Annotated in this window: 11 protein-coding genes; 5 read left to right on the top strand and 6 right to left on the bottom strand. The window is 59.3% G+C overall.

Annotated features, from left to right (window positions below; genetic code table 11):
* Window positions 1–563 precede the first annotated feature (563 nt).
* Together AC5JJ6_RS01665 and AC5JJ6_RS01660 are read right to left on the bottom strand one after the other, a co-directional pair.
* On the bottom strand, window positions 564–1559 hold the full coding sequence (locus AC5JJ6_RS01665; protein ID WP_496040375.1) for a hypothetical protein: 996 nt from the start codon (window positions 1557–1559) through the stop codon (window positions 564–566).
* Between the two features lie 298 nt (window positions 1560–1857).
* The gene (locus AC5JJ6_RS01660) at window positions 1858–2793 is read right to left on the bottom strand and encodes a replication protein RepA (RefSeq protein WP_496040374.1); all 936 of its coding nucleotides are present in this window, start codon (window positions 2791–2793) and stop codon (window positions 1858–1860) included.
* A gap of 405 nt (window positions 2794–3198) precedes the next feature.
* Between AC5JJ6_RS01660 and AC5JJ6_RS01655 the strand changes: the two genes are divergently transcribed.
* Together AC5JJ6_RS01655 and AC5JJ6_RS01650 are read left to right on the top strand one after the other, a co-directional pair.
* The gene (locus AC5JJ6_RS01655) at window positions 3199–3864 is read left to right on the top strand and encodes an AAA family ATPase (RefSeq protein WP_496040373.1); all 666 of its coding nucleotides are present in this window, start codon (window positions 3199–3201) and stop codon (window positions 3862–3864) included.
* A 124-nt stretch (window positions 3865–3988) separates the two neighbouring features.
* Window positions 3989–4246 (top strand): hypothetical protein, encoded by a 258-nt coding sequence (locus AC5JJ6_RS01650; RefSeq protein ID WP_496040372.1) that lies wholly within the window; start codon window positions 3989–3991, stop codon window positions 4244–4246.
* 945 nt (window positions 4247–5191) lie between these two features.
* Here the strand turns inward: AC5JJ6_RS01650 and AC5JJ6_RS01645 are convergent.
* Entirely contained in the window at window positions 5192–5677 is a 486-nt protein-coding gene (locus tag AC5JJ6_RS01645; RefSeq protein ID WP_496040371.1) for a site-specific integrase, read from the bottom strand.
* 232 nt (window positions 5678–5909) lie between these two features.
* Between AC5JJ6_RS01645 and AC5JJ6_RS01640 the strand changes: the two genes are divergently transcribed.
* The gene (locus AC5JJ6_RS01640; RefSeq protein ID WP_496040370.1) at window positions 5910–6329 is read left to right on the top strand and encodes a hypothetical protein; all 420 of its coding nucleotides are present in this window, start codon (window positions 5910–5912) and stop codon (window positions 6327–6329) included.
* Between the two features lie 66 nt (window positions 6330–6395).
* On the opposite strand, the gene AC5JJ6_RS01635 is transcribed toward AC5JJ6_RS01640, so the two are convergent.
* Window positions 6396–6896 (bottom strand): DUF29 family protein, encoded by a 501-nt coding sequence (locus AC5JJ6_RS01635; protein WP_496040369.1) that lies wholly within the window; start codon window positions 6894–6896, stop codon window positions 6396–6398.
* An 84-nt stretch (window positions 6897–6980) separates the two neighbouring features.
* On the bottom strand, window positions 6981–7946 hold the full coding sequence (locus tag AC5JJ6_RS01630) for a tyrosine-type recombinase/integrase (protein ID WP_496040368.1): 966 nt from the start codon (window positions 7944–7946) through the stop codon (window positions 6981–6983).
* A gap of 643 nt (window positions 7947–8589) precedes the next feature.
* On the opposite strand from AC5JJ6_RS01630, the gene AC5JJ6_RS01625 reads away from it, so the two are divergent.
* A complete protein-coding gene (locus AC5JJ6_RS01625; RefSeq protein ID WP_496040367.1) occupies window positions 8590–8874 on the top strand; it encodes a hypothetical protein in 285 nt (94 codons plus the stop codon).
* Between the two features lie 39 nt (window positions 8875–8913).
* Window positions 8914–9816, top strand: a complete 903-nt coding sequence (locus AC5JJ6_RS01620) for a hypothetical protein (RefSeq protein WP_496040366.1) — start codon at window positions 8914–8916, stop codon at window positions 9814–9816.
* Between the two features lie 1868 nt (window positions 9817–11684).
* On the opposite strand, the gene AC5JJ6_RS01615 is transcribed toward AC5JJ6_RS01620, so the two are convergent.
* Entirely contained in the window at window positions 11685–11867 is a 183-nt protein-coding gene (locus AC5JJ6_RS01615) for a hypothetical protein (protein WP_496040365.1), read from the bottom strand.
* Between the last annotated feature and the right edge of the window lie 749 nt (window positions 11868–12616).

The following is a 12616-nucleotide window of genomic DNA, read 5'->3' as shown; positions in this document are numbered from 1 at the left end:
CGGCCATCATCTGAGCGGCTGGAGCGACACCTCCAGGAAGCTAATGGGGCACAAGATCTTCGACTTCAAGCGCCAGCGGCTGATGCTGGACGCTCCGTTGGCCGACTGGCTGGGGTGGTCGTTGGCGATCGACTGCAGCGGCCAGCGCTGCCCCCGGCGCAGGATCTATGAGGTAGCCGATCTCGCCCAAGCTCATCCTGCACGCCCGCTATTGAAGTGCCTCAATCGAATGCGATGCAGCATCTACGGCGGAGGTGTCCACGATACTGTTATGCTTCGGCTGCGGACGGAGCGGAAGGTGGAGACGTCGACGCTAGGGTATACAGCTGCATTGCCTCGCTGGTCGTGGGCAAGACTGTTGGTGCAAGCTTCGGCAGCGGGAGAATGCCTCCCGCATCGGATTAACCGGTGACCTTGATGTGCAGCATCTCATGATTCCCTATCGTTTTCGCACCTTAGATGGGTACGAGCTTCTTGTAAACAAGTAGATAGAGCCGTGCTAACCAACTATAGATACTCATATGGGCTAGTTACTGAGCCCGATATGCGTCCCCTGCTCAGCATTACGCTTCTACACCCCGAGCGTTCGTTGTCATCACGATCACAAACCCTTGGTTTGGTAAAAGTACACCCCTTATGTCTCGCTCCATTTCACCTTTTGTTGCGTCTTCGTGCTTTAATTTAAATTCGCCCTCTAGGCCAATCTCTTCAAAATTTACCCGCATGCCTGAGGCGTTTATATTAATGATTACATTCATTCCCCAAATTACACGACCTGAGTCAAATACAAAAATTGGATCGGCGTCTATTGACTGAATACATTCAGTTGTTCTCGACAAAGAGTAAGAATTTTTTCCCTTCATAGTTAGAAATCGGCGCTCTCGATTGCGGTCTTTTATCAATGTCAAATCTTCTTCCGTCTTTTTTATGCCATCTAAAAACAATTTCGATAATTTTACTCCATATGTATCCATAGTTTCTTCGGTCGTCGACGTAAACGTAAACTCGTAACGACATTCGTCACCGGAATTAAACGGAATAATTTCACAATCCATTCTGTCTGAAATACGAACCATCCTTTTATCTTTGTCTCCCCAAGATACGTTGATACGTCTCACAGCGTTTTTAACATAATAGTTCAGGCGCTGCTCCGGTTTGTGTATGGCTTTTGTCATAGAGATGTTGAGTTCGTCTAAAAACTGCTTTGAGTTTGGCGCATCTTCTTGAAATCCTATCAAGAATATACGCCTAGTTATCCTTCGCCAAAGATCCTCAAGATCATTGCGTCGATCGAGCCAGCGGTCTTCTCCGAGGACATCTGCTATTGCGTCCCGGAACATACCCATTCCGCCTAAAAACCGCGTAAACAAGGCGGTTGAGGCTCCGACAAGCGTGAGTTGAGAGATTTTTGACAACCAAGTGGGAACAGGATACTCAGAAAGAACAACGCCGCCACAGAAAACCAGTAGTATCGTTACTGCAATCCACCCCCAAGCCTTAAGCGGCTCATTTAAAGCTTGCATCAAATCTAAAATGTACTGCTTTGGATTCAAGGCCATGCCTGATTTCCTCTTCACCAAATGGCTAACATGCTCAGCGTTAAACTAGGATGCGGCTGAAATTGTGCAGCACTGAAAACCTGCATATCGCAGCTCAACCTTAACCTCTCTACCAGTACTTTGCCCACACACGTAGTATTGGATGGTCCAGCGCTGCCGCCTTTCCCTTTACCCCACCTTACGAATTTCAGTGGATGATAACGAGGCGTCAGCTAACTGCGTAGACACTTCGATGCATCTTTATGATGACTAGTAGTTATGTTTCGCCGAGACACCACAACTACACCTAGGTGTGGGGTTAAGCGCGCGCTAGCGCTGAACGCGACACCACCGGCCGGGAGGGGTGCAGCACCAGTCCTCCTTCGTCCGCCGTCACCCTCGCCTCGGGATAGGCCGCCAGAGCCGCGTCTAGCGCCTTCAGGAAGACCGGCTTGAAGTGCCGTAGCTCCTTGAACCCGGCGCCGAACTGCGCCTGTACCGCCGGCCAGCGGATAGGCGCCGAACGTTCGAGCTGGTGCAGCCGGTAGGCCAGCCAGACATACAGGTCCAAGGACATGCTGCGGTCGCAGAGCTCGCGCAGGGCGGCTTCGCGCAGCGGCACGGGATGTTCCTTCAGCGCTTTCCAGAACACTTCATCGAGGACGACGCGGTCCTCCCACAGACTCGGCTGGTCATCGAGGCCAGCCTTGAAGCGGAGGCCGGAAGCGACGATGCCGCCGCGGCTCCAGCCCTCTACCGAGTCATTCTCCCAAAAGAATTTCAGCGTGCAGGCGCTGATCCTCGCCGATTGCTCGCGTAGGGCCCTGACGGTCTCGCCGCCGATCGCCATGCCCATGCGCTCGAGCCAGTCGCGCATGCTCCTCCCGAGCTCTACTTCGCGCGATCCGGTGCGCACCGCCTGGGTCTGGAGGTAAAGCAGGATCATGCGGGCCCGGGCGCCGTAGGGGACGCCGAAGAGCCGGGGCGTTCCCTGCCCCATCTTCAGCCGGCCTGGCTCGACTAGCAGCGTAACGCGGTGACCGCGCTTCTCCCAGACTGCGTCGTCAGCCTGCTTTTTGTGGGGTAGCGCGGTCAGCGCGAAGCCTGCGTAGGAGATGCCGATGCGCTGGGCGTCGTCTGCGAGGATCTCAGCAGCAATCTCGATCAGCGGGCGCCTTTCCTCGGGCACCATGAGTCGCGCCTGTTCTCGGCCATGAAGCAGCACCAGGCGGTGAAGGTCTTCGGTCCCTGTCATCAACGCATCCCCAACATTCGGGAACCTACGCTGCCTGTATCGGGCTGGTCCACTGTGGGGTTAAGCGCGGCCTTAGTAGCAAGGTAGTTGATTCCTACTAGTTGAGTCTGCCGCTTCTCCCCACGGGATAACCTCGATTCGTGCCGCTTCACCCCACACATTCCGCGCTTAACCCCACGGGATAACCCGGCTTCACTGTGGATCCGGTCACCGCGCTTAACCCCACACCCGGCGCGAATCGTACCGGTGCTCACGGCAGCGGTGAGGTTGGCAAGTTGCCTTCAGACCCAACTTCAAACCGGCTGCCTGATACAGTTTAGTAGCGTGCTTGTATCCTAGGACGCCATCTCTATGGCGTCCCGGCCTCCAATGCCGCTAGGTTCCAAGCGCCCTGGGAGACTATCCATGCGTGTTGTGATGGTGGCGAAGCAGAAGGGCGGGGTTGGCGCGACGACCCTCGCTCGGGAGCTGGGGGTGGCAGCCGCCTCAGCTGGACAGCGGGTGGTGTTCCTCGACCTGGATCCGCAGGGAACGCTCCGGGGGTGGTGGAATCGCCGGACGGAAGGGATGGAGGGGGAACCGAACCCCGGCTTGGCCTCTCCTTCCCCAGCCGCTCTCCGGGAGGCTCTGGAGGAGCTACGCGGCGCCAGGATCGACCTCGTAATCGTCGACGTTCCGCCCTCTCTGCACTCCTTCTTCGCCGACGTGATGCGGGCGGCCGACCTGATCCTGCTTCCCACTCGCCCAACCACGGATGACCTCGATGCGCTGGCGGGGGTCCTGGACGTGGTGGAGGAGACGGGGCGGCCCTTCGTCTTCGTTGTCACGCAGGCAACGCCGGGCAAGTCCCGCCTGTTTGATGATGCCATGCCAGTCCTGGCTCAGCGTGGCCGGGTAGCTCCTCCGTTACGTCTCCGGGCAGACTTTCCTGTGGCTGCAGCAACTGGCCGCGCTGCGACCGAGGCTGCACCCAAGGGCAAAGCGGCTGAGGAAGTGGCAGAGCTTTGGAAGTTCGTGGCTGCTGACCTCGCTCGCCTATCACGCAAGCGCACTAGCGTAAAAGCGTCCTAGGATGAGTACTCGTTCTCGGCCTTCTGCCGTTGCTTCCGGGCTATTGGCGCGCCCCGGCAGCGCTCCAACCCGCTCTACGCCAGTTGAGGATCTGCCTCGGCCTATACCGCCAGCCGCGCCGGTGTTGCCGGAGACAGCTCCTGAGCCAATCAAGGAACCGACTGCGGTAGCCTCCAACGTCGGCGGGGGGATCAAGGCGGCCACGATTGGGACGACCGTTTACCTCCTGCCGGAGCAGCATAAGCGGGTGAAGCGCCTGGCGCTCGACCTGGATGTCCCCTCCGTTCATGAACTGATCCTGATGGGACTGGATCGGTTGCTGGAGGAGCGAGGGGAGCGGCGCCTAGAGCGCTACAGCCAGCCGCGGCCGAAGAAAGGCTAGGGCGACCCTGCCCTGCTTCCGAGAACCATATTGAACTTTGTCGAAGCCCAGCGCCCTAGCATCCTAGGAGGAGGAGCATAGGGGTCCCCATTGTTTTCTTAACCCTGGCTGTAGGGCGTCCTGGACACATCTGGGCCGGTAGGCTCGACATTCCGCGTAATACGCCAGACAAACCCGAGGACTGCGAGGACAACGAGAACGACGATTGCTGATTCCATGAGAGGTCTCCGCTGAACCCTCGGCCTGGTTCGAGCGCCACAAGCAGCGGCGGAGGCGTGATGTTAGGCCCTTACTCGCTCAGAGATCATAACCCCGGTTGAGCTTGAAGGTGGCAAGGATTGAGATCCACCTGCTGCACTGGCAGCTACAGAGTTATACCCCCGTGTTGACGTCTCGGCGTAGTTGCTGGTCCGCGAGGAAGGATGCTCTGGCTGTGATTTAGCTACATCCTAGGATGCTAGCCTTATTGGGAGCTAGCATCCTATCGAGCTAGCGTACTGGCCTGAGGCCCGGCTCTACATACCGAGTGACACACCGCTCATCGGCCGACGTTCCGTCAAGCTGAGCGAGCGCTCCGCGTTGGTTATTGCGCGTAAGACTTGACTACCATCTGGTTAAAAAGTAGCTCCATTCCTAGATCGAGCTCGGCCAGAAAGCTGAGCGCGATGCTCGCGGTGGCCATCGCAGCATGGGCGGCGCACCAGGCAAGCCTCACGTCCGTAAGGGTGGAGGGTCGCATGGAGCTTCGAATCACGCTCGAGGTGCAAGGTGAGGCGCGCGGTGCTGTGGGCCCTGTCGGGGTGCGCCGACCCATGCAAGCGATGGTGCCAAAGGGCTGCGCGCTTAGTGAGGCTGGGAGTCACCGTAGGGAGGGTTCAATTCCCTTCCCCCACGCCACCTAGTCGCGCCGCCCCTCGTAGAACTCCGCCACCGCTCCGCAGCCGGCTACAGGCCGACCTTCGCCGCAGCGTTGTCGACGAAGAGGCTGCCCCGGCGGGTATAGCCGCGCAGGACCGGCAAGCTGCGGTGACCGCTCTGGTTCTGGATATGGCGCTCCGCCACCCCAGCGCGGGCGGCGCTGGTAATGAACCCGGAGCGGAGGCTGTGCCCGGAGAAGTCGTCCGGGTCGCCGCCGGCAGCCTCCACCGCCGCCTTGACGGCCCGGGCCACGTCGATCGGCGAGAGCCGAACCGAGCGGATCTTGCCGCCGCGAGTGATCGAGACGAAGACCGGCCCGCTGGTGATGCCGGCCACCTCGAGCCAAGCGCGCAGGGTCAGAACGGGGCACGTCCGCCCCGACTGGTCGAAGGGGATAGCGATCTCGGTTCCCTGGCCTTCCTGATCCGTCTTCCGGCGCCGCAGGGTCAGCACCATACCCTCGGTAACGAACCGAGTGTCGGCCAAGTCCAGCGCCACCAGCTCGAAGGCCAAACCTTGTGCACTCACTGCAACGAAAATGTGTAACGACAATGCGGTCGTTGCCGACAAGATTGAGAGCGCCTGCCACCGAAATCATCTAACCTTCCCGATCAAACACTCCGCTTCGACTGCGGCAGCGCTTGTCAGCTTCTCTCTCAGGTCAAAGGACATTGGCCATGCGGCTTCAAGCTCAGGACGGCAGCAATGCCATGCCCAGTGCAGCGCCGAACGAGAGCGCCCAAACATGAGCGCGATCCTTGAGGAGACGACACCAGCATTAGCGGCACCACAGTTACAGTGGGAATGGCCGGAGCACCGCCATTGGATTGTCAGCTCCTATGGGAGTGAAGTCGGTACTTTCTTCATCAGCCGAAGCCATTACGGGCGTCATATTTTTACTTGCCGTTTACATGGCCTTGACTTCGATGTAGCGAAAGGCCCCGATCTGTTTTGCGTCAAGAGACAGACCCAGCAGTGGTATGAGCAGGTCTGGCATTGTGTGCAAAGGAGTAAGCCCCGAAAGCAGCTTGATCCGGCTGTAAACGTGACGCTGCAAGATGCCATAGCGCTCAAGGAGCAGGCTGCAGCACTCGCAGACCAAGCCGCGGCACTTGGGGATCAGGCTGCAGCGTTGCTTGCCGCTTATAAGCCATCAGGGTCGTAGAAAACGGCCTGGACGCTTCTGTCCTGGAGTGATGCCAGCCTAGCGAGAGGCCGGCGGCTTCTGCATCTAGCCTGGCCGCGTCCGCTGTGCCGCTAAACGGCGGAGCAGGACATCCAAAAGCTGATGGGCGTGGCCATCGCGCCGCATCAGCACATGCAAGTCTATTGGGCAGTAAGAGGGCAGCGCCAACAGGTCGTCGCGCAGCGTCTCATAAGCAGCGGTGACGGCCTGAACCGCCTCCTGCCAAACGCCAGTGAGATCGATGTGTCGGGCCATCGCCGGCGTGTAGGCGCGCCGGGCCTGAAACAAGCACAACAGGAACTCATGGCGCCAACAGCGCCCGTCCCGATCGGAACGCAGTAAGCTCAGCTTGAGGGCATAAGCCAATGCTTCCATCAAAAGCGCCTCGACGGTGTGGCGTTCGTTGCGGCCCACTGCCTCGATCTCCTCGATCACATGGGCCCAGTCGACGTCGTTGACCTGTTCGCCATCGGCGAGCTGGCGGAGCAGGGCGGCCTGGGTTTCAGACCAACCAACGATGTCCCTCTTGTAGAGGTCATTTGGCACCTCGTTCTCCCAGATCCGGATCGATGGCGATTTTGGAGTGATGGGGCTGCGACAGACCAGCCTAGACACAAGATTAGCTGCTCCTCAGTCCCGCCGCCGCTCGTAGAATTTCGCCACCGCTCCGCGACCGGCGATCATCCGCTCGGCATAGCGCGCCGGCATCTCCGGCGACTTCCAGCGCCCCGCCTGCATGATCGCAGGCAGCTCCGCGCCCTCGGCTGCCAGGTCCTGCGCCATCCCGACCCGGCAGGAGTGACCGGAGATCCCCTTGGCATCGAGCCCGGCCAATCCCGCCACCCGCTTCAGCATCCGGGGGACATCCCGGACAGTCAGCCGGCCGCCAACGGTCCCGCCCTTGTTGATAGCGCGGAAGATGGGCCCCGCAGTGATGCCGGCGCCGGTCAGCCAGCGGCGGAGGTGCGCCACCGTCCGGGGAGACAACCAGCAGACGGCGCCCTGGCCCTCCTGATCGGTCTTGCTGCGGGCGATGAGCACCGTGGCGCTGCCGTCCTGGGCGAAGGCGATATGCTTGAGGTCCAGCGCCACGGCTTCGGACCGGCGGGCCAGCAGATCGCGCATCACCATCATCAGCGCCAAGTCGCGGAGCAGGCTGAGGGAGGGCTCGGCGCCGGCCGCCCGGATCGCCATGCGCACGTCATCGTCGACCAGCGGGACCGCTTGGCGCTGGCGGGTGCCGGAGGCCCTGGCCATGCGCTTCAGGGCCAAGCGCACTACCTCGGTTTTGGTGGGATCTGGGAGGCCAGCGGCGCGGTGCATGGTGCCGATCGCCCACACAGCCTGCCGGATCCCGGCGGGAGCGCGGTCGGCAAGGGCAAGCTCGTCAATATAGACCGCGACGACGGCAGGGGTGGCGGGTAGCGGCGCGACGCCCTTGCCATCGACCCAAGCCGAGAAGGCCGCCGAGGCCTTTCGCAAGGCCCGCTCCGTCTCCGGCGCCAGGGCACCGCGAGCGGCCTGGGCATGCTCCTCGAGCCGAGCCACCAGCTCCGCCGGCAGCATGGCCGGGACCAGAGCGGGCAGAGTAGTCATGACTGGATGCTACCCCCCAAGGTGCGAGCCGCATCGGCGACTGCTGCCTCCTCGGTTGGAAACGGACCGTGTACCTCGTTAGAGGCCTGCCCATGGGTGCTAGAGACATGCGTCCAAAACCACCCCTTGTCGCCGATATCGGTCCTCACCCCCTCATTGGACAGCTCCGCATCAGGGTCATCCGGATCCTGGCTCACCTCGATCACATGCACTGCCATGCCTCTCTCCGTCATGTCCGGTAAGTGCCATTACCGGACATGATCTCGCCAAGCCTGAAGCGTCAAGCTCGGATCGGCCACCATCTGTCCGCACTGGCGAGAGGCCATAGCTTTCCCGCCCCAAGTAGGAAGCAGTTGGTTACTCGAATCCGCTTACTGCAAGTTAGGAGCAGCTCGCCTTACTCTTTTCTATCAGAGGCTTATGGCATAGCTCAGCAACCGAGATGGGCTGGCAGAACGAAGCGAGCCAAAGGCTGGCACTGGCGCCGCTTGGGAGATGGTCGGCTGGAGGCAGAGGTCGATAAGCACGTTACTCAGGATCGGCTGGAAATCTTGAATCTACAGGAATAGACGAGCGGCCGAGGTGCTCGCCACGGCCCTCGGGGCATCATGGAAAGCCGACAACGAATCCGTAGGAAGCACGAGTGAGACAGCACACCACACCGTTGTTGATCCCCTTTGTCGGAGGGAAGGCTGTAGCGCTGTCTCCGATTGGGAGTGGCCTTAGTGCAGCGACAGGCTTGGTAAGCGAGGCAGACATCCAGGCGCTTGTCCATGAGCATCCTACGGTCTTGCCGATCAGCGAGATCGATCCGGCGTTCATCGGGCCCGTGCCGATCTGCCGCGAATTGGTGACGCCAGCAGGCAACATAGACAACTTCATGGTCACCCCATCAGGGTTGCCGGTCATCGTCGAATGCAAGTTGTGACGCAACCCAGAAGGACGGCGAGAGGTCGTCGGCCAGATCTTGGACTATGCAAAGGAATTGAGCCGCTGGTCGTCCTCTGACCTGCAGCGCGAGGTGCGCCGCCGGTATGGCGGTGAGGGCAATCCCTTGTTGGACCTGGTTCGAACTGCCGATCCCACGGTCGACGAGACAGCATTCAACGACGCCCTGACGGTCAATCTGCGCCGTGGGCGCATGCTTCTGCTGATCGTCGGTGATGGCATAAGGGAGGGTGTCGAGGCGCTTGCCGAGTACTTGCAGGCTCACGCCGGCCTGCATTTTTCCCTGGGCTTGGTTGAGATGCCCATCTATGCGATGCCGGACGGTGGGCGGTTGGTGGCTCCCCGCGTGTTGGCCCGTACAGCGGTGATCACGCGTACTGTCGTGGCAATGCCCCAGGGATTTGCGCTTGAGGAAGAGCAGTCTCCCATAGCCAATGCGGAAGTGGATCCAGAGACGGCCGCCCTTGGCGATGAGCGGCAACAGTTTTGGGCAGAGTTTCTAAAGCAGCTAAAGCTGGACGATGTTGACCAACCAAAGCCCAAGGCACCTCGCATGGGCTATGTGAACTTCTCACTGCCCGCGCCGAGTGGCAGCAGCTGGCTCACCGTCTACCGCGATATGCAGAGGCACGAGGTGGGTGTCTTCCTATCCTCGCATCGCAACACCGTCGGTGAGCGCGCTATGATAGCGATCTCGGATGAGTGGCCAGTGGTGAAGGATGAGCTTGGGGGTACTGCTTGGCTCACTGAGAAGGACGGGCGGCCCCGCATAATAGACTCCCTTGTCGTCGGCGCGATGAGCCAACCGGAGGCACGTGCCAAGGCTTACGCATGGCTGCAGGAGCACGTGAATACTTTTGTCAACGTGTTGCGGCCTAGGGTCAGGTCAGCAGTCGCCGATTACCGAGGAGACAGCGAGTGACAGTGATCTACGGCACCTGCAGCAGCTGGTCGGCGAGGGCGAGTTGGATCTCGGCCGCCCGGTTCGAGGCCAGCTACAAGATCAAGCACATTTCTGAAATGCTCCAGGCTTGAACTGGGAAGCTGCATACCTTACGTTCCAATCAACGCAAGGGCACTAAGGCAACCTTGCGGGAGAGGGATTGATCACCCTCTCCATCTACTCCCCGCCTGGGGGTGTAAGACGGGCGAAACTAGCTACTGCAGTCCCGCAGACGGTAATAGAAAAAGCTAGAAATCCTTGGTTAAAGGCCACGCCGCCAAGGATCGGATTAAGTTCTAAGAAATTGAAGCCTCTTTGGACAAGAAGTCCAGCATCAGGATCATCAGATCCTGATGCCGCTTCAGCGTGCCCGGAGTACAACTAGGCCACTTTGGTATCCGTTATATATTTTATAAAACTAAGACAGTTGTTACGGGGGCTTGGGCGGCGCTGACGCATCTCGACTTTGAGGTTTTGTAGGGTCGCTATAGCGAGCGTGCCTTTTCCCAGTGTGACTCGCAAGCCGTTCGCGTTGCCGACAATGCCTGTGGCCGGAGGGGGGTTTGGAAGGCCTTTAGGGTTTAGGCGGGTCTCGTCCAAACTGGCTGTGGAGCCCGGCTTGGCTTTTAGAAAGTCAGATTGGCGGCTTGGCTGTCGTCTGGTTTAAAGAGGGAGGATCTCTTGCTAGATCTCTCCTTCATCTGGCTCAGCTAGCCAGCTTCAGCGGCCGGATAAACCTGCTCTGCCCATGTTTGCGACCGGCTGCTCACAGCTCACGCTGTGCATCCTGCTCCTGCCAAGCTTTGCGCTGCTCCCATTGACGAGGTGCTTCTCAAACTGTCTCGGCAGATTTCCAAAAAAGTAGAGATGAGTTGAGGTCGATCAAGCTCCAGCCAGCATGGCTTGGTGTTTCGGCTCCGTTTAGGCGGCCAGCGACGGTCCATATCTTATAGTTTGTGAGCTCTTTGTGTTGGTCAGCCTCACTGAGTGACCGCAGACTTCCGAGCCAGCATCCTTGGGCTATGCTCCTGTTCAGGCTCCCGGTTCAGGCCATCGACATGCTGCATAATGCCGGTCTTGCTCTGTGTCGCATCTCCCCGGCAATTATTGATACCTAGGCCATCAAACGGACCCGCTGCTTCTGTTGGGCATGTTGCTGCTGAAGGTTGGGATTCCTCTCCGCCATGCACCTTGGGTCCATACGGGAACCAGGAGGAATCAGGAAGGGCACAGACGGCACGGAGATAGGCTGTGGTGGTGCATCCCAGAATCGAATGCCTTGAAAGATCATATGCGCCGACAGAAGCTTCTCAGCCGAACCCTCTTGCTGATGCGGGTGAGATCCAGGGATGACGCTGGTGGATGCGCATGGCGACTGTGGCCCAATGCACCCTGCGTTTGGAGTGGATCGACCGAATGGCATGACAGTAGATGCGAACGGGCGCGATGATGTGCATAAGCATGCTCCTCGCCAGACTGAGCCAGGTATCAATGGCCTCGCCTGACGTAATGCGACAGGCTCGCTCGCAGCTGACAGCTTGGGTCCATCTGGAACCAACCCAAGAAACAGGATGACGGTGATCTGGAGTGGCTGAGGACTGGCTGATGGGAAGCCTTATAGGCTCTGGCAGCCCATTCCGCTCGAACTTTCCCTATAGCTTGGGCTGATTGTTGGACGGGCTGGCAAGAGCTTGAACCAGTTAGACCGCGATCATCTCCCAAGAGTCCGCAGGCTCAATGGCGACCAGAGCAGGGCGCCTGTGTTCCGGTGAATGGCCATAGAACTCCAGGCCATGCAGCTTCTGCAAACCCTTCCCCTCCGCTTCCTCGCGCAGAGACTACTGCTCCTACTCTTCGGTATCCACCGAGCTGCGCTTGGCCTGTTTGATGAACACCTCAATGACGTACTCAGCCAAGGCTATAACGGCTTTGTCGAGAATATCGGTGGTGGATGGGTTAGCGACAGTCGTAGTGCCCACCTTTCCCAAGGTCGAACCAGGGGAACCAGGAAGGACAGGGACAAGGGCCATGGTCTGACCTTCTCGAGACGAGAATAGTGCAACGTCACCTCCTACCAAACGCAGTTTGGCCGGGCGTCAGTGGTCTTCTCCGAAGGTTCGGGTGATTGCAGGCAGCGATGTGTGTAGGGCTTCCTCTACTGGATCAGCTTGGTGACCTGCCGAACCCGACGACGCTCATCCCAATCCATATTGAAGGTGCGGTGACTGCCGTTAAGACGACCTAGATGTGGTAGAGCTTGCCATGGCATCGGTGGTGATGAGTACCCATCGCCGCACCGAGCGCAGCGAGGTGCGAGCGGAATGGGGGAGCATCACCACCGATGCCATGGCAAGTACATCCACCGCACCTGAAGCTTCCACCAAGCTTCATTCACAGCCGCCCTTCCGGCCAACTGTCCTAAGAAAGCTTCCATCTCCAACGCCCAACGGATGATCTAGCAGTCTCAGGCGTCGGCCACGTGGCGATCAACCATGAGGACCAAGCGTGGAACAGCGTTCAGCACAGGTGTGATCGCGCTGGCTGCAAGGCCAACAGCAGCAAACACGCCTCCAGTGGCCATACGAGCGCTGTCCGCGACTGTCGAGTTTGACTCCGCGAATGAGGAGCCAGGAAGTGACAGACATGGATGTCCCATCAGGCGCGAAGCGCCCGCTTAAAAACCTGATAGAGATCCAGTGAAGCGCGTGTGTAGCGCCCCTCAATTATCAAGCGACATCGGGAACCCATCCGTTGGCGACACCGAGAACCCAGCCACCTC

The sequence above is a fragment of the Skermanella sp. genome, from assembly GCF_059503625.1.
The sequence above is the reverse complement of the archived record's forward strand: the minus strand, read 5'-3'. Positions and strand labels throughout refer to the sequence as shown.

Excerpts from the sequence above, each read along its gene's own strand:
- AC5JJ6_RS01665 (WP_496040375.1), bottom strand. The coding sequence starts at position 1,559 with ATGGCCTTGAATCCAAAGCAGTACATTTTAGATTTGATGCAAGCTTTA.
- AC5JJ6_RS01660 (WP_496040374.1), bottom strand. The coding sequence starts at position 2,793 with ATGACAGGGACCGAAGACCTTCACCGCCTGGTGCTGCTTCATGGCCGA.
- AC5JJ6_RS01655 (WP_496040373.1), top strand. The coding sequence starts at position 3,199 with ATGCGTGTTGTGATGGTGGCGAAGCAGAAGGGCGGGGTTGGCGCGACG.
- AC5JJ6_RS01640 (WP_496040370.1), top strand. The coding sequence starts at position 5,910 with ATGAGCGCGATCCTTGAGGAGACGACACCAGCATTAGCGGCACCACAG.
- AC5JJ6_RS01630 (WP_496040368.1), bottom strand. The coding sequence starts at position 7,946 with ATGACTACTCTGCCCGCTCTGGTCCCGGCCATGCTGCCGGCGGAGCTG.
- AC5JJ6_RS01615 (WP_496040365.1), bottom strand. The coding sequence starts at position 11,867 with ATGGCCCTTGTCCCTGTCCTTCCTGGTTCCCCTGGTTCGACCTTGGGA.